General features: G+C 67.9%; 15 protein-coding genes. 3 read left to right on the forward strand and 12 right to left on the reverse strand.

Translation table 11 applies throughout. The features are described 5' to 3' along the window. Positions 1–56 precede the first annotated feature (56 nt). From prcA to arc, 6 genes are all read right to left on the reverse strand, one after another. On the reverse strand, positions 57–809 hold the full coding sequence (gene prcA, locus ACIBW9_RS28860) for a proteasome subunit alpha (RefSeq protein ID WP_398959937.1): 753 nt from the start codon (positions 807–809) through the stop codon (positions 57–59). Between the two features lie 61 nt (positions 810–870). Continuing rightward, positions 871–1,716 (reverse strand): proteasome subunit beta, encoded by an 846-nt coding sequence (prcB, locus tag ACIBW9_RS28865; RefSeq protein ID WP_398959939.1) that lies wholly within the window; start codon positions 1,714–1,716, stop codon positions 871–873. Beyond that, positions 1,668–2,180: an endonuclease VII domain-containing protein gene (locus ACIBW9_RS28870; RefSeq protein WP_398959941.1), complete on the reverse strand. Its 513-nt coding sequence runs from the start codon at positions 2,178–2,180 to the stop codon at positions 1,668–1,670. Before ACIBW9_RS28870 ends, prcB begins: the two co-directional genes overlap by 49 nt. A 129-nt stretch (positions 2,181–2,309) precedes the next feature. Further along, entirely contained in the window at positions 2,310–2,525 is a 216-nt protein-coding gene (locus ACIBW9_RS28875; RefSeq protein WP_030606474.1) for a ubiquitin-like protein Pup, read from the reverse strand. Positions 2,526–2,681: 156 nt separating this feature from the next. Beyond that, entirely contained in the window at positions 2,682–4,193 is a 1,512-nt protein-coding gene (gene dop / locus ACIBW9_RS28880; RefSeq protein WP_398959943.1) for a depupylase/deamidase Dop, read from the reverse strand. Between the two features lie 245 nt (positions 4,194–4,438). After that, positions 4,439–6,205, reverse strand: a complete 1,767-nt coding sequence (gene arc, locus ACIBW9_RS28885; protein WP_099927637.1) for a proteasome ATPase — start codon at positions 6,203–6,205, stop codon at positions 4,439–4,441. Between the two features lie 589 nt (positions 6,206–6,794). Here arc and ACIBW9_RS28890 point away from each other — a divergent pair. Continuing rightward, complete coding sequence (locus tag ACIBW9_RS28890) at positions 6,795–7,100, forward strand: ferredoxin (protein ID WP_398959946.1); 306 nt, start codon at positions 6,795–6,797, stop codon at positions 7,098–7,100. A 58-nt stretch (positions 7,101–7,158) separates the two neighbouring features. Here the strand turns inward: ACIBW9_RS28890 and ACIBW9_RS28895 are convergent, their stop codons facing one another. From ACIBW9_RS28895 to ACIBW9_RS28905, 3 genes are all read right to left on the reverse strand, one after another. Next, a complete protein-coding gene (locus tag ACIBW9_RS28895; RefSeq protein WP_398959947.1) occupies positions 7,159–7,734 on the reverse strand; it encodes a hypothetical protein in 576 nt (191 codons plus the stop codon). A 221-nt stretch (positions 7,735–7,955) separates the two neighbouring features. Further along, the gene (locus ACIBW9_RS28900; protein WP_020939007.1) at positions 7,956–8,855 is read right to left on the reverse strand and encodes a tRNA (adenine-N1)-methyltransferase; all 900 of its coding nucleotides are present in this window, start codon (positions 8,853–8,855) and stop codon (positions 7,956–7,958) included. Positions 8,856–8,893: 38 nt separating this feature from the next. Then, the gene (locus ACIBW9_RS28905; protein ID WP_398959949.1) at positions 8,894–10,366 is read right to left on the reverse strand and encodes a site-2 protease family protein; all 1,473 of its coding nucleotides are present in this window, start codon (positions 10,364–10,366) and stop codon (positions 8,894–8,896) included. Between the two features lie 177 nt (positions 10,367–10,543). Here ACIBW9_RS28905 and ACIBW9_RS28910 point away from each other — a divergent pair, with 177 nt between their 5' ends. Together ACIBW9_RS28910 and ACIBW9_RS28915 are read left to right on the forward strand one after the other, a co-directional pair. Next, positions 10,544–11,488 (forward strand): RecB family exonuclease, encoded by a 945-nt coding sequence (locus tag ACIBW9_RS28910; protein ID WP_398959950.1) that lies wholly within the window; start codon positions 10,544–10,546, stop codon positions 11,486–11,488. 139 nt (positions 11,489–11,627) lie between these two features. Next, entirely contained in the window at positions 11,628–12,299 is a 672-nt protein-coding gene (locus ACIBW9_RS28915; RefSeq protein WP_099927643.1) for a response regulator transcription factor, read from the forward strand. A 69-nt stretch (positions 12,300–12,368) separates the two neighbouring features. On the opposite strand, the gene ACIBW9_RS28920 is transcribed toward ACIBW9_RS28915, so the two are convergent. The 3 genes from ACIBW9_RS28920 to ACIBW9_RS28930 form a co-directional block, all read right to left on the reverse strand. After that, on the reverse strand, positions 12,369–13,949 hold the full coding sequence (locus tag ACIBW9_RS28920) for an ABC transporter substrate-binding protein (RefSeq protein WP_398959953.1): 1,581 nt from the start codon (positions 13,947–13,949) through the stop codon (positions 12,369–12,371). 68 nt (positions 13,950–14,017) lie between these two features. Beyond that, positions 14,018–15,622: an ABC transporter substrate-binding protein gene (locus ACIBW9_RS28925; protein WP_398959955.1), complete on the reverse strand. Its 1,605-nt coding sequence runs from the start codon at positions 15,620–15,622 to the stop codon at positions 14,018–14,020. Between the two features lie 463 nt (positions 15,623–16,085). Next, positions 16,086–16,781, reverse strand: coding sequence for an HAD family hydrolase (locus ACIBW9_RS28930; RefSeq protein ID WP_398959957.1), 696 nt, complete (start codon positions 16,779–16,781; stop codon positions 16,086–16,088). Positions 16,782–16,896: the final 115 nt, after the last annotated feature.

Here is a 16,896-nt window from a genome sequence, read left to right on the forward strand (position 1 = left end):
GCCCCGGCCGCATCGACGGCCGGGGCACACAAGGAGCGGGGTGAGGGTGAGGCGGACTACTCCTCGTCCGAGCCCTCCTCCGCGCTGCTCTCAGCCTCGGTGGACGCTCCGCCCGCCTCCAGAAGCCGGGCCAGCTGGCGGCCCACGATGCGCTTGAACTTCCGCGCCTGCGGACGCGTACGGTCCAGCACCGCGACCTCCAGACGCTCGGCGGGAATCTCCCGCTGCGTGCCGTTCGTATCGCGGGACAGCGCCTGGACAGCCAGCTTCAGCCCCTCCGCGAGTGACATACCTTCACGGTGCTGCTGATCAAGGTAGGTGCTGATCTGCTCAGAATTACCACCGACCGCGACCGAACCGTGCTCGTCCACGATCGACCCGTCATGCGGCAACCGATAAATCTGATCACCCTCGGGCGTCTCCCCGACCTCCGCAACGACCAACTCCACCTCGTACGGCTTCTCGGCCGCACTGGAGAAGATCGTGCCCAACGTCTGGGCATACACGTTGGCAAGACCGCGGGCAGTCACGTCATCACGGTCATAGGTGTAGCCACGAAGATCGGCATACCGCACACCGCCGATCCGCAGATTCTCGTACTCGTTGTACTTGCCGGCGGCCGCAAAACCGATCCGGTCATAGATCTCGCTGAACTTGTGCAGCGCACGGGACGGGTTCTCGCCGACGAAGACGATGCCGTCGGCATACTGCAACACGACCAGGCTGCGACCACGGGCGATGCCCTTACGGGCGTACTCCGCCCGGTCGGCCATGGCCTGCTGGGGTGAGACATAGAACGGCGTCGACACCGGTTATCCGTCCCTTTCTGTCGAAGTCACGCGATCACCTTCACAAGAGCCGGTCACCCGGCTACAGCAGCGCGGCCCGCGGACCGTCGGGCTGCTCCAGCCGCCGCGCCAGAATCGAGCGGGCGATCTCGGAGGACTCGTCATCGGTGAGCCGACGGAAACCGTCCTCAGTGATCACGGTGACGATCGGATAGATCCGGCGGGCGACATCGGGACCACCGGTCGCCGAGTCGTCGTCAGCCGCGTCATAGAGGGCCTGGACCACCAGAGTCGTGGCCTCGTCCTCAGTCAGGCCGTCATGGAAGAGCTTCTTCATGGCACCGCGCGCGAAGATCGAACCGGAGCCCGTGGCTGCGAAGCCATGCTCCTCGGAACGGCCGCCCGTCACGTCGTAAGAGAAAATGCGGCCCTTCCCGCGGTCCACGTCGTACCCCGCGAAGAGGGGAACCACGGCCAGGCCCTGCATGGCCATGCCCAGGTTGGAACGAATCATGGTCGACAGCCGGTTCGCCTTGCCCTCCAACGAGAGCTGCGCCCCCTCGACCTTCTCGAAGTGCTCCAGCTCCAGCTGGAACAGCTTGACCATCTCGACGGCGAGGCCCGCCGTACCGGCGATACCGACGGCGGAGTACTCGTCGGCGGGGAACACCTTCTCGATGTCACGCTGTGCGATGACGTTGCCCATGGTGGCGCGACGGTCACCGGCCAGCACCACACCGCCCGGGAAGGTCACGGCCACAATGGTCGTGCCGTGCGGCGCCTCGATGACGCCCTGCGTCGGGGGCAGCTGCCGGTTGCCCGGCAGCATCTCCGGCTGGTGCTCGGACAGAAAGTCCATGAAGGACGACGAGCCAGGCGTCAGGAAGGCAGCTGGTAGACGCCCGGTGCTACGAGTGTTGGCTTCCACGCGATTCCTTCCAAGTAAACGGCGGCCCGACGGACAGCGTCGGGGTCATCTCCCAACTTGCCGATGGCCGAATTGCAGTTGAAGCACAGTACGCCTCGGACCCTACCCGTCTCGTGGCAGTGATCCACATGCACGGCCGGAGCTTTCAAGCAGATCACACAGAGCCCCATCTGAGAGGCGATCATCTCGTCGCGTTCAGCTTCGGTGATGCCGTAGTGGCGCTTCAGATGGCCTGCTCGCCCCTTCATCGCTTTGCATGACTTGCAGAGGGTCGCGAAGCCGTCCGAAGCGCTGCGATTCCGCGTCCACTCACTGTGCGGTTTGATCTCGCCGCACGTGCGGCAGTACTTGTGGCTCGCAGGTACATCCACTCGCGGCCGCACATTGCGCCCCTTGGCCACCTGCCGCGCCTGGTGGTACGCCGACGCGCACTCCCGGCAGTAGACCTGCAGCCCATCACGCATCGCCTTGTTCCTTGCGAAGGCTGTCCGAGGTATGTCCTCCTCGCACCTCGGACAACGCTTCACACCTTGCTCTTCTTGCACTCGACGCCCCCGCTAGCCGCAAGCCTTCGATTCGAAGGAAAACGAGGCCTACTGCCCACCCTTTTGCACGAATGAGCGCACGAAATCCTCTGCGTTCTCCTCGAGCACATCATCGATTTCGTCCAGGACGGAGTCCACGTCATCGCTCAGCTTTTCCTGGCGCTCCTTGAGGTCTTCGGATGCCTGCGCCTCGGGCGCCTCCTCGACCTCCTCCGTGGAGCGCGTCGCCTTCTGCTGGCCGCCGCCGGTGTCCTTGGTCGCCATAACCCCTCACCCCGCTCGGTTCGACGTTCTTGATCAGACCCTACAAGCAGGGTCTGACATCGGCCCCGCAGTTGCTACAACGTACGGGGGCCACCTCGATGATTCCCGGACGATGGACTTTCCACCCTGTCCGGCCGGTGCCGCCCTGATGCCCGCTCAGCCGCCCGACAACACCCTGACCAGGTCTTCCGCCGTGCGGCAGCGGTCCAGGAGCTCCTTGACGTGATTTCGCGTTCCGCGAAGCGGTTCCAGGGTTGGGACGCGTTGGAGTGAGTCCCGGCCCGGGAGGTCGAAGATCACGGAGTCCCAGGAGGCCGCGGCGACGTCATCGGCGTACTGCTCCAGGCAGCGCCCGCGGAAGTAGGCGCGGGTGTCCTCCGGAGGCTTCGTACGGGCCCTGTCGACCTCGTTCTCGTCCAGGAGGCGCTTCATGCGGCCGCGGGCCGCGAGACGGTTGTAGAGGCCCTTTTCGGGGCGTACGTCGGCGTACTGGAGGTCGAGGAGGTGGAGTTTGGCGGCGTCCCAGTCGAGGCCGTCGCGGCGTCGGTAGCCCTCCATGAGTTCCCGCTTGGCGACCCAGTCGAGTTCGCCGGCGAGGCTCATGGGGTCGTTCTCCAGGCGGTTGAGGGTGTCCTCCCAGCGGGCGAGGACGTCCTTGGTCTGGTCGTCGGCGTCCGAGCCGAAGCGTTCCTCGACGTACTTGCGGGAGAGCTCGAAGTACTCCATCTGGAGCTGGACGGCGGTGAGTGTGCGGCCGCTGCGGAGGGTGACCAGGCGCTTGAGGGTGGGGTCGTGGGAGACCTGGTGGAGGGTGCGGACGGGCTGGTCCACGGCCAGGTCGACGGCGATGAAGCCGTCTTCGATCATCGACAGCACGAGGGCTGTGGTGCCCAGCTTGAGGTAGGTCGAGATCTCGGAGAGGTTCGCGTCGCCGATGATCACGTGCAGGCGGCGGTACTTCTCCGCGTCTGCGTGCGGTTCGTCGCGCGTGTTGATGATCGGGCGCTTGAGGGTGGTTTCCAGGCCCACCTCGACTTCGAAGTAGTCGGCGCGCTGGCTGAGCTGGAAGCCGTGTTCGTGGCCGTCCTGGCCGATGCCGACGCGGCCGGCGCCGGTGACGACCTGGCGGGAGACGAAGAAGGGGGTGAGGTGGCGCACGATGTCCGAGAACGGGGTCTCCCGTTTCATCAGGTAGTTCTCGTGCGTGCCGTAGGAGGCGCCCTTGTTGTCGGTGTTGTTCTTGTAGAGGTGGATCGGCTGGGCGCCGGGGAGTGCGGCGGCTCGTTCGGCGGCTTCGGCCATGATGCGTTCGCCGGCCTTGTCCCAGAGGACGGCGTCGCGGGGGTTGGTGACCTCGGGGGCGCTGTATTCGGGGTGTGCGTGGTCGACGTAGAGTCGTGCGCCGTTGGTGAGGATCACGTTGGCGAGGCCGATGTCCTCATCGGTGAGCTGGCTGGCGTCGGCGGCCTCGCGGGCGAGGTCGAAGCCTCGCGCGTCGCGCAGCGGGTTCTCCTCCTCGAAGTCCCAGCGGGCCCGGCGGGCCCGGTGCATCGCCGCCGCGTAGGCGTTGACGATCTGGGACGAGGTGAGCATGGCATTGGCGTTGGGGTGGCCGGGGACGGAGATGCCGTACTCCGTCTCGATGCCCATTACTCGCCGTACGGTCATGCGGCCCTCCTTGCCCGGCGGCGCCCTCGGTCGGGGACGCTGCTCAAGTACCGCTGGCGCTCCGGTGCGTGTGCGGTGCCCGTCCCCGCACTGCGCGACTCGGCGGTACCGAAGAGCCTAGAACGGCTTTGCGCTGGTGGGGAGATCATTTGCGTCATTGCCTTGCGCGCCTCTTGTTGCGGTCTTGGCCTGAAAAACAGTCGACTGCGGGTACCCGGTGAGGGCACCCGCAGCCGCCCTGCTTTTTACAGGTACTGACCGGTGTTCGCCACCGTGTCGATGGAGCGTCCGGTGTCGGCGCCCTGCTTTCCGGTGATGAGGGTGCGGATGTAGACGATCCGTTCGCCCTTCTTTCCGGAGATCCGGGCCCAGTCGTCCGGGTTGGTGGTGTTGGGAAGGTCTTCGTTCTCCTTGAACTCGTCCACGCATGCCTGGAGGAGGTGGGAGACGCGGAGGCCCTTCTGGTTGTGGTCGAGGAAGTCCTTGATCGCCATCTTCTTGGCGCGGCCGACGATGTTTTCGATCATGGCGCCGGAGTTGAAGTCCTTGAAGTAGAGGACTTCCTTGTCGCCGTTGGCGTAGGTGACCTCCAGGAAGCGGTTCTCCTCGGATTCTGCGTACATGTGCTCGACGGCCGTCTGGATCATGCTTTCGACGGTGGTCGTCTTGCTGCCGCCGTGTTCGCCGAGGTCGTCGGCGTGCAGGGGGAGGCGTTCGGTGAGGTACTTGCCGAAGATGTCCTTGGCGGCTTCGGCGTCGGGGCGTTCGATCTTGATTTTCACATCGAGGCGGCCGGGGCGCAGGATGGCGGGGTCGATCATGTCCTCGCGGTTGGAGGCACCGATCACGACCACGTTCTGCAGGCCTTCCACGCCGTCGATCTCGGCGAGCAGCTGGGGGACGATGGTGTTCTCCACGTCCGAGCTGACGCCGGATCCGCGGGTGCGGAAGAGGGATTCCATCTCGTCGAAGAAGACGATGACGGGTGTGCCCTCGCTGGCCTTTTCCCGTGCACGCTGGAAGACGAGGCGGATCTGTCGCTCGGTCTCACCGACGTATTTGTTCAGGAGCTCGGGGCCCTTGATGTTGAGGAAGAAGCTCTTGCCGGCGGCCTGGCCGGTCACCTCGGCGACCTTCTTGGCCAGCGAGTTGGCGACGGCCTTGGCGATGAGCGTCTTTCCGCATCCGGGGGGCCCGTACAGCAGGACGCCCTTGGGCGGCCGCAGTTCGTGCTCCTTGAAGAGGTCGGGGTAGAGGTACGGCAGCTCGACCGCGTCGCGGATGGCCTCGATCTGGCCGCCGAGACCGCCGATCTGCTCGTAGCCGATGTCGGGGACTTCTTCGAGGACGAGTTCCTCGACCTCGCTCTTCGGAACGATCTCGTAGACATAACCGGATCGGGGTTCGAGCAGCAGGGCGTCACCGGGGCGGATGTTCACGTCCAGCAGTGGCTCGGCGAGCCGTACCACCCGCTCCTCATCGGTGTGCCCGAGCACCAGGGCGCGTTCGCCGTCCTCGAGGATCTCCTTGAGGGTGACGATGTCCCCGACGCGCTCGAACTCCATGGCCTCGACCACGTTGAGCGCTTCGTTGAGCATTACTTCCTGGCCGCGCCTCAGTTCTTCGAGGTCGACGCTGGGGCTGACGTTCACGCGGAGTTTGCGGCCTCCGGTGAAGATGTCGGCCGTGCCGTCCTCGTTCGCCGTGAGGAAGACTCCGAAGCCGGCCGGTGGCTGTGCGAGCCGGTCGACTTCTTCCTTGAGGGCCACGATCTGGTCGCGGGCCTCGCGGAGTGTGTTGGCGAGTCGCTCGTTCTGGGCGGACACGCCGGCCAGGTTGGTCTGCAGCTCGACGATCCGCTCTTCGAGAATCCTCGTGTGTCGCGGAGAGTCGGCGAGCTTGCGTCGCAGGACGGCGATCTCCTGCTCAAGGTAGGCAATCTGCCCGGCCGGGTCGTCGGACCCTCGTCCCGGGCGGATGCCGCGGTTCATGTCGTCGTCGTGGGCTGCCACGGTCCTCACCTCCTCCAAGGGGAGCTGGACGCTTCCAGACCCTACCTGGGTGGGTGTCGATTGAAACCCCTAGATCACAAAGACGGTAGGGGCGTGTCCGATCTTGCCCCTTGCGCCGTTCCTCACGCCAGGGGAATACCCATTCATCAACCTTCGAAAGCAGGCAGTAGTCGGCGATGAGGTGTTCAACACCCATCGGTGTCGAGCCTAGTTGTTGATGCCGCGCACCTGCGAACAGGAGCGCGGTGGCCTGCTGCGGGGCGCTCGGCGGGGCCTGGGGCTTCGTTGCGTGCCGCCGACGTGATGGGGTCGACGGGGCTGAGAGCGGGAGAGAGTCGTACGGCGGTTTTCGGCCACTGCACGGGCTTCCGCGCCGACCGGTGGCCCTCCGGACGGGCGCCCACCAGGCGAAGAGATGTTCGAAGCGTGTGGTCCGGCGTGTTTTCGCCGTTGCCTGCCTGGAGGTCGTTTGGAGCCCGGATCACCCGCCGGACATGGCGGGGAAGCCGCCGGAGGTAGGGTCGAAGCGGTCAACACCCGTCGGAGCCGATCCGGTTTTCGGCGGTTCTGCAGCCGAACGGCAGGAGAGATGAGCGTGCAGCAGGAGGTCGCGACCGGCGGCGAGGAGCTGGAGGTCTGGATCGACCAGGACCTGTGTACCGGCGACGGCATCTGCGCCCAGTACGCGCCGGAGGTGTTCGAGTTGGACATCGACGGCCTGGCCTATGTGAAGGGCGCGGACGACGAACTGCTGCAGGCTCAGGGCGCCACGACGCGCGTGCCGCTGCCGCTTGTGACGGATGTGGTGGACTCCGCCAAGGAGTGCCCGGGCGACTGCATCCATGTGCGTCGGGTTTCGGACAAGGTAGAGGTCTACGGTCCCGACGCGCAGTGACCTGGCGGACACGGACCGTCACAGCTGTCTGTTTTCTCACACTCGCCGATGGTCCCGCTCAGACGCTGTGCGCTCCCGCGGAAGTGGAGCGGGTGAACGCGCCGTTCTTCCACTGCCACTTGGCACTCTGCGTCACGTCCGGGCAGCAGCGGGGTACGTCGTCGGAGGAGTAGCCGAGCAGCGTCGCCGCGACGGCTCCGTCGTGTACGGCGAAGTCGCTGACGGTGTCGCCGGCCTTGGGGTCGAGCAGGGTCGCCACCACGCGCGACTTCCCGCCGTCCGCCGCACGCGTGAGGACGTACACGCCGTCGGGCGGGGTACCCATGGGGGCGTCGCAGTGCACGACGGCCACGGTTTCGGGGTTTCCGTCGCCGTCGAGATCCCCGGTGGCCTTCTTCTGCACGACCGCTTTGACCGGGCCGCAGGCGAGCGGGAAGTCCACTCCTGCGGTGCCGGGTGCGGTCGCCGTGCGGGCGGTCCCGGTGCGGGGGTGGGCCGGCTGGGCTGCCGTCGCGGAGCCCGGCTGCAGGAGCGAGGAGAAGGCCATGACGCCTGAGACGGCCGCGGCGGTGGCGACCCAGTGGATGGGGCGGGTGTGCGTGTGGGCCAGTTCCGGGACGGCGGATTGCTGCACTAGGAGTGTCTCCTGTGAGGGCTGTGCCGGTGGGGGTGGCCTGCATCGTGCCACACGTCACAGTGCGGGGGAACGGCGGGGTGTTCGGTTCCTCGAATGAGTGATGCCGGGTTTGTTCGGTTCATGGCGTGGTGTCAACAGAAGGGCGCTGCGGCCGAGTTGTGGATGATGTCCGGGAACTCGGTGGCAGCGCCCTTTCGTTGGTGCGGTGTGCGGCCGGGTCAGCGGCCGCCTCCGTCGGCGTTGGGGCCGGCGTAGTCCTCGCCGTAGGCGCCCTTGGCGGGGCGGCGGCGGCGCATGGGCGGCTCGACGCCGTCGGCGAGACGGCGGGCGGTGAGCAGGAAGCCGGTGTGGCCGATCATCCGGTGGTCGGGGCGGACGGCAAGGCCCTCGATGTGCCAGTTGCGGATCATCGTCTCCCAGGCGGTCGGCTCGTTGAAGGAGCCGATCTCGCGGATGGACTCGACGGTCCGGGCGAGCTGGGTGGTGGTGGCGACGTAGCAGCACAGGATGCCGCCGGGGACGAGCGCCTTGGAGACGGCCTCCAGGCATTCCCAGGGGGCGAGCATGTCGAGGATGACACGGTCGACGTCGGTGTCGGAGAGGTTGTCCTGGAGGTCGCCGACGGTGAGCTGCCAGGCGGGGTGCGGGCCGCCGAAGTAGCGCTCGACGTTCTGCTGGGCGATCTCGGCGAAGTCCTCGCGGCGCTCGTAGCTGTGCAGCATGCCCTGGTCGCCGATGGCGCGCAGCAGGAAGCTGCTGAGCGAGCCGGAGCCGACGCCGGCCTCGACGACGCGCGCGCCGGGGAAGATGTCGGCGAAGGCGAGGATCTGCCCGGCGTCCTTGGGGTAGACGACGGCGGCCCCGCGGGGCATGGACAGGACGTAGTCGGGGAGCAGGGGGCGCAGCGCGAGGTAGGCGACGTTCCCGGTGGTGCGGACAACGCTGCCCTCGGGAGCGCCGATCAGCTCGTCGTGCGGGAAGGAACCCTTGTGGGTGTGGAAGTTCTTCCCGGCCTCGAGCGTGAACGTGTAGTGGCGGCCCTTGGGGTCGGTCAGCTGAACCTGGTCCCCGACCTTGAAGGGCCCGCGCCTGCGGGCTGCACCGGTCGGTTCGGACATGTGAACAGCCTACCGGGGTTTGGCGGGGCCGCCGACCACTAGGAGGGCCTGGCCATGGCCTTCACGAAGGCGCGCTCGACGTCGGCGGCGGACAGCACGCCGTAGATCTCGCCGGTCTCCTCGACCACCAGGTATTCGGTGGCGGGGGTGGCGCGCAGGACGTCGAGGAGGTCTTCGCCGGCGAGTTCGGCGGAGACACGCATGCCCTCGGTGAGGTCCTGGGCGAGGCCGCTGACGGCGACCCAGGGGCGACGGTGTTCGGGTACGCCGACGATGGCGGCCTCGCGGACGAGGGAGAGGGGGTTGCCTTCGGGGTCGACGACGACGAGGGCGCGGGCGCCGGCGGCATTCGCGCGGCGCAGTGCCTCGGACAGGGGGGTGTCGGTCTCGACGGGCACGGCGCGGCGGGTGAGGTTGCGGGCGCGCAGTTCAGGCAGGTGTTCCCTGAGGCGAGCCATGCGGAGGCTGTTGCCGGCGCCGGTCCAGATGATCGCGGCGAGGATGGCGGCGAGCAGGGCGTCGGTGACGGTGTCCATGCCGACGCTGTCCTCGGCGGTGGTGCCGAGGGCGCCGGACTGGGTGAGCAGCGGGAGGCCGATGAGGACGGAGACGGCGAGGGCGCGGCCGACCCAGGCGGCGGCGATGGTGCCGCTCATGGGCCTGCCGGTGATCTTCCAGACGACGGCGCGGAGCATCCGGCCGCCGTCGAGGGGCAGGCCGGGCAGGAGGTTGAAGGCGGCGACGATGAGGTTGGAGATCATCAGGCCGGCGAGCAGGACGCCGGGGACGGTGCCGGGCTCGACGGGCAGCAGGGCGAGGTAGAAGAGGCCGGCGAGGACGAGGGAGAGCAGCGGGCCGACGAAGGCGAGGACGAATTCGCGGCCGGGGGTCTCGGCCTCTTTCTCGATCTCGGAGACGCCGCCGAAGAACTGGAGCTGGATGCGGCGGACGGGGAGTTTGAAGCGGAGGGCGGCGACCGTGTGGGCCAGTTCGTGGACGAGGACGGAGGCGTAGAAGGCGACGGCGAAGAAGAGGGAGACGAGGTAGCGGGCGGCGCCGAGTTCGGGCAGGACGCGGTCGAGCTGGCCGCCGAAGACCCAGGTGATCAGGGCGGCGACGAGGAACCAGCTGGGCGCGACGTAGACGGGCACGCCGAAGGGGCGGCCCATGAGGAGGCCGCCGCCGGGTTCCCGGGGGCGCTTGGGCGGGCGGTTCTTGGCGGTGCCGGAGTGGGCGAAGGTGCGCTCGTCCCCCGGTCCGTTCGCCGCGGGGTCCTCCGCGGGGCTCTTTTCCGGGGCGGGCGTGTCATCCGCGGCGGGTCGGTTCTCGCGCTCGTCGGAGTTCGCGGTGTCGGTGCCGTCGCCCGGCGAGGGGTGGTTTTCGTCGGTCGGCGAAGGCGGTTGGTCGGCCGGGGTGGGCGAGGGGGTGGCCGGGGCCGCTGACCCTGCGTGGTGCTCGGCCGGCTCGTCGCTGCCGGACCGCGGCTGCCCGCTCCCGCCGCTCTCGTCCACGATGTCCCCTCGTTCGAAGCGTCTTCCGCGCCTGCCGGGCGGAAGGGTCTCTGGTCGATGGTATGCGGCCGTCGGGAGGCGTTCCGCCCCGGCACCCCCTCTCTTTCCCCAGGCGTCGCGGCCGTCACGGCCCCCACGGGCGGGTCACTGTCAGTGCCGGGCCGTATGGTCTGGGGCATGGAGACGAGCACGGAGGGCGCGGCCGAGGCCCCCAGCAGCGAGGTGGCGCAGGCGGATGCGCCGGTGACGGCGGAGCCTGCGGAAGCGGTGCCGTCGGTCGACACGGCGGGCACCGGCCCGCGCGTCGCCATAGCGCCCGCCAGTCTGTCGCCCTCGCGGGCCAGTGACTTCATGCAGTGCCCCCTGCTCTACCGGTTCCGTGTCATCGACCGGCTGCCGGAGAAGCCGAGCGAGGCGGCGACCCGGGGCACGCTGGTGCATGCGGTGCTGGAGCGGCTCTTCGACGCCCCGGCCGCGGAGCGGACCGCGCCGCGCGCCAAGTCCCTGATCCCCGGGCAGTGGGACCGGCTGCGGGAGAGCCGGCCGGAAGTGGTGCAGCTGTTCGAGGACGATCCGCAGGGCGAGCGGCTGGCGCGCTGGCTGGGTGAGGCGGAGCAGCTCGTCGAGCGCTGGTTCACGCTGGAGGATCCGACCCGTCTGGAGCCTGCCGAGCGCGAGCTGTTCGTGCAGGCGGAGCTGGATTCGGGGCTGATGCTGCGCGGGATCATCGACCGGGTGGACGTGGCGCCCACGGGTGAGGTGCGGATCGTCGACTACAAGACGGGCAAGGCGCCGCGGCCGGAGTACGCCGAAGGGGCGCTGTTCCAGATGAAGTTCTACGCCCTGGTGGTGTGGCGTCTGAAGAACGTGGTGCCGAGGCGGCTGCAGCTCGTGTATCTCGGCAGCGGGGACGTTTTGACCTACGACCCCGTCCTGGCCGACCTGGAGCGTGTCGAGCGCAAGCTGCTCGCGCTGTGGGAGGCGATCCGGCAGGCCACGGAGTCGGGTGACTGGCGCCCGCGGCCCACCAAGCTGTGCGGCTGGTGCGACCACCAGGCGCACTGCCCGGAATTCGGCGGTACTCCCCCGCCGTATCCGCTGCCGGTCGGAGCCGGCGAGTAGGCCCCGCCGGTCACCCGAAGGGCGGGGCCGCAGGGCGGCACCTTGGTCGGCGGCGGGTTCGTCCACCGGCTCCGAGGGCGGCCGAGTCCGTGGACGTCCCGCAGGGCAGAATGGGGCCGGACTAGCGAAGGAGACTTACGTGGCCATCCGCGTCCTACTGGTCGACGACCAGCCGCTGCTGCGTACCGGCTTCCGGATGATCCTGGAGGCCGAGCAGGACATCGCGGTCGTCGGCGAGGCCGGAGACGGCCTCCAGGCCCTCGACCAGGTGCGGGCGCTGCAGCCCGACGTGGTCCTGATGGACATCCGTATGCCTCGCATGGACGGGGTGGAGGCGACCCGGCAGATCACCGGGCCCGGGCGGGACGGTCCGGCGAAGGTGCTGGTGCTGACCACCTTCGACCTCGACGAGTACGTGGTGGAGGCGCTGCGGGCTGGGGCCAGCGGCTTTCTGCTGAAGGACGCGCCGGCCAACGAGCTGGTGCAGGCGATCCGGGTGGTGGCGGGCGGTGAGGCCATGCTGGCGCCGAGCATCACCCGGCGGCTGCTGGACAAGTACGCCACGCATCTGCCTTCCGGGGACGAGCCCGTGCCGGACACCCTGCACACGCTGACCGAGCGCGAGGTGGAGGTGCTGAAGCTGGTGGCCCGCGGGCTGTCCAACGCGGAGATCGCCGCCGATCTGTTCGTCAGCGAGACCACCGTCAAGACGCACGTGGGGCATGTGCTGACGAAGCTGGGGCTGCGTGACCGGGTGCAGGCCGCGGTGTATGCGTACGAGAGCGGGCTGGTGCGGCCCGGCGCGCAGTAGCAGGCCGTACAAAGGACAGGGCGCTGCGTCCTCCGTGGGAGGAAGCAGCGCCCTGTGCGTGGGTACCGCTCAGCCCTTGCTGAGTTCCCAGAAGCGGAAGACCGTCGACGCGTCGAGGCAGTACTCGAGGCCGTAGACGTTCTCGCGGGTGACCGCGTACTGCTTGGCCTGCCAGACCGGGAGGACGGGCAGCTGGTCGGCGACGATGTCCTGCAGCCTGCCGTAGTCGTTGTCGGTCGCGGCGCGGTCGCTCTCGGCGGCGGTGCGCGGGATGAGGGTGCCGGTGATCGTGCTGTTGCTGTAGTTGTTGCTCAGCACGTTGCCCCGGCCGAAGAAGGGCGCCGTGAAGTTGTCGGCGTCGGGGTAGTCGGGCACCCAGCCCTTCACGTACACGCCGTACTTGCCCTTGGCGATGTCCTTCTCGTACTGGTCGAAGGCCACGGACTTGACGTCGGCGGCGAAGAGCCCGCTGGCGTTGAGCTGCCCCGCGATCGCCTTCAGCTCCTGGTCGGTGGCCGGGCCGTAGCGCGACGGGGTGGACCAGAGGGTCAGCTTGACCTTGCCGGTGATGCCCTCGTTGCGCAGGGCGGCGGCGGCCTTGGCCGGTGAGGGGCTCGCGCCGTAGGTGTCGAAGAAGGCCGTGTTGTGGCCGGCGATGCCCGCCGGGATGATCGAGTACAGCGGGGTGGCCGTGCCCTGGTAGACGTCCTTGATGAGGGCGTCGCGGTCGAGCAGATAGGCGATGGCCTTGCGCACGCCGAGCTTTCCGGCGACCGGGTCCTTCATGTTGAAGACCAGGTGCTGGACCTCGGCGCTGCTGCCCTCGACGACCTCGGCCTTGGAGTCGTTGTCGGCGTTCTCGATGTCGGCGATGTCGCCCGCGCTCAGACCCCGGTAGGCGATGTCGACACTGCCGGCGAGCAGCGCCTTCTTCAGGGCGGACGCTTTGCCGTGGAAGAACTGCAGCGTCACGCCGGAGTTCTTGGTCTTCGCGTTGCCCTGGTAGTTGCCGTTGACCGAGAAGACGGCCTTGTCCTCGCCGAACGAGTCCAGCTTGTACGGGCCGGAGCCGACCGCCTTGCCGTCCTTGCGCAGCTTGTTCCCGTCGTACTGGGTGTGGTCGACGATGGAACCCGCACCGGAGGCGATCTTGCTCGGGAAGGTGGCGTCGGGCACCTTCAGCCGGAAGACGACGGTCCTGGCGTCCGGCGCCTCGACCTTGTCCAGCATGGGGAACATGATGGCCGGACCGGCGGCGTCGTTGATCTTGAGCATGCGGTCGAAGGAGAACTTGACGTCCTCGGAGGTGAGCGGGTCACCGTTGCTGAACTTGAGGCCGTCCTTGAGCGTGCACCGGTAGACCTTGGTGGACGTGTCGGTGAAGCCGCACGACTTGGCGGCCTCCGGTTCGGGCTCGGTGCCTCCGTCGGGGAAGCTGAGCAGCGACTGGAAGACGTTGTTGAACAACAGCCAGGAACCCGGGTCGTAACCGGAGGCGGGGTCGGTCGCCAGGACGTCGTCCGACATCCCCACGACGACGGACGAGCCGGTCCCCCCGGAGCCGGAGTCACCCGTTCCGCATCCGGTCAACAGGCCGGAGGCCAGCCCCGCCACTACGGGCAGGACTGGCCACTGGTTACGCATGTTCACTGCTTGTGCCTTCTCGTCGGGTTCGGAACCCCGGGGCCACACTCCCCGGGCCCCGGGGACGAGAGAGATCAGCCGCTCACGCCACGGCCGAGCTCCCACAGCTGAAGGGTCGAGGAGGAGTTGAGCGCGTACGCGGTCCCCGTGACGTCCCCGCGGGCGGCGACGTACTGCTTGCCCTGCCACAGCGGCAGGATCGGGACGTCGTCGGCCACGATGTCCTGGATGGCGGTCAGGTTGGAGGACGCCGCCATGCGGTCGGCCTCGCGGCGGGACGCCGGGATCAGGGTGTTGATGATCTTGCTGTTGCGGTAGGGCGACTTGAGGAAGTTGTCCTTGTCCAGGAAGGGCGCGAGGAAGTTGTCGGCGTCGGGGAAGTCAGGGAACCAGCCCATGCCCCAGACGTCGTACTTGCCCTTGCGTTCGGCCGGGACGAAGGTCGTCCAGGGGGCGCCCTGGATGTCGACGTCGAACAGCCCGCTGTCGTTGAGCTGCTTCTGAAGGACCTCGAACTCCTTCTTCGTGCCCGAGCCGTAGTGGTCGGTCGTGTAGTGCAGCGTCAGCTTGACCGGGGTGGTGATGTTGGCAGCGGTCAGCAGGGCCTTGGCCTTGGCGGTGCTGGGGTCGCCGTACGTGTTGAAGAACGAGTTGGAGTGGCCGGTGATGCTCGCCGGAACCAGCGAGTACAGCGGCTCGGCCTGGGTGCCGTAGACCTTGGCGACGAGCTCGCCGCGGTTGATCAGCTGGGCCATCGCCTGGCGGACGGCCTTGTTCTTCACGGTGGGCGCGTCGGTGTTGAAGGCGAGGTAGCGGATCTCCAGACCCGACATCTCGACCAGGTCCTCGTTGCTGTCCGTGCCGGCGGACAGCTTCTGGATCTGCTCCGGCGCCATGGTGCGGGTCATGACGTCGATGTCACCCTTGTCGAGGGCCTTGCCCATCGCGTCGGCGTCCGCGTAGGAGATCATGTCGACCTTGGAGTTGTTCACCTTCAGCGTCCCCTTGTAGTTGGGGTTCTTGGTGAACGTGGCCTTGACGATCTCGTCGTTCTTGACCTCGGAGGAGAGGGTGTACGGGCCGGATCCGTCGACGTCGAAGCCGTCGCGCAGCTTGTTCTTCTGGTAGTCGGCGGGGTTGATGATGCCCGCCACCGGAGTCGACAGCTTGTACGGGAACGTGGCGTCCGCGGTCCTCAGGTGGAAGATGACCTGGTTGTCGCCCTGGGTCTCGACGGTGTCGATGGTGTTGAGCAGGGCGGAGACACCGGAGTCGGCCTTGATGGCGCGGGCGCGGTCGATGGAGTACTTCACATCAGCCGCGGTGATCTTGTCGCCGTTGGAGAACTTCAGTCCGTCGCGCAGCGTGCAGGCGTAGCGCTCGTTGCCCGAGTCGGTGAAGCCGCAGCTCTGCGCGGCCTCGGGCACGGGGTCACCCTCGCCCTTCGGCTGGATCATCAGGGTCTGCACGGTCTGGCGCAGGATGTTCCAGGTGCCGACGTCGTACGCGTACGCCGGATCGAGCGGCGCGGGTGCGTCCTTCGTGGCGGTGAACCGGTCCGTGGTGCCGACGGCGATCGCGTCCCCGCCGCTGCCGCTGCTGTCGGAACTGCCACAGGCGGCGAGCACGGGTGCGAGCAGGCCGACGACGGCCGGCAGCACCAAAGTCTTGCGGTTCATGCTCGTGTTTCTCCAGAGCTGTTCAGGTCCGTGTATCCGGCATGCAGGGGTGTCGCGGCGGATCACGGGGGTAGAGGCGATGGTTCTCGCGACGAGATTAGTCCGCACCAGCACGGCGGTTCGCAGTCACCGGAGTTGAGGCCCCATCACGCAGCGAAACCGGTTGCGGACAGACCGAAAACCCGACCCGGGAAGGATTCGTGCAGCATCCCACCAATCGGGACACAAGGGCACGTCCTCGCACCGCGAAACGGGGCGAAGAGCACAGCCCCCACGACCTGTCGAGGCCCGGGTGAGTGGGGAACCTCACAATCCCAATGGCAGGGATGGGCACCCGAATTGGACCATCCACAGCGCTTCGAATTCTTTCGTACACCAGCGCTGTAAATTCATGTCCTATCAGCTCTGCACGCTGGGTGAACGCTCAGCGCATTTCCGTCATCAAGTGCCGATCAGCGGGTGATCAGGACGTGATCAGTCCGCGCAGGAATGCCAGGTCGACGTCTTCGAGTGAGGTGACGACGGTGCGGCGGGCGGCGGGGGCGATGGGGGCGACGGAGGGCACCACGACCACATGGCAGCCGGCGGCCTCCGCCGAGGCGACACCGGTCGCGGTGTCCTCGACGACCGCGCATCTGGCCGGGTCCACGCCGAGTCCGGCGGCCGCGGTCAGATAGGGGTCGGGGTGCGGCTTGGTGCGCGGCACCTCGTCGCCGGCCACCGACAGGGCGAAGTGCTGGGGCCCCAGCGAGGTGAGCACGCGGTCGATGATGCGCCGGTGGGAGGCGGAGACCAGGGCGGTGGGGATCTCGTACTCGGCCAGTTCGGCGAGCAGCCTGGCGGCGCCCGGCATCAGTGGCAGGGCACGGTCGATGCGGTCCTCGAAGCCCTGGTTGAGCAGCACCGTGAGCTCGGCGAGGGTGATGTCGGCGCCGGTGGCCTCGATCAGGAACCCCGCGCTGCGGGTCATGGGACCGCCGACCACGACATGGCGCCAGGTGTCGTCCAGGGTGTGGCCGAGGCCGGCGAAGATCTCGACCTCGACGTCCCACCAGAAGCCCTCGGTGTCCACGAGGGTTCCGTCCATGTCGAGGAGTACGGCCTGCAGGGCTGAGCCTTCGGCCGTACGGGTTCCGAGCGCGGGGACCGTACTGGTCATCCGGGCGCACCTCCTTGAGGGGCGAGCAGGCCGGTTCCCGCGCGGGGAACCGGCCTGCAGTGGACCGACCAGTGTACGACTGTCGCGGCCGAAGCGCCTCGTTTATCCGGCGTGG

Origin of the sequence: Streptomyces sp. NPDC049541, assembly GCF_044465725.1 — a bacterium.
Taxonomy (GTDB): Bacteria; Actinomycetota; Actinomycetes; order Streptomycetales; family Streptomycetaceae; genus Streptomyces.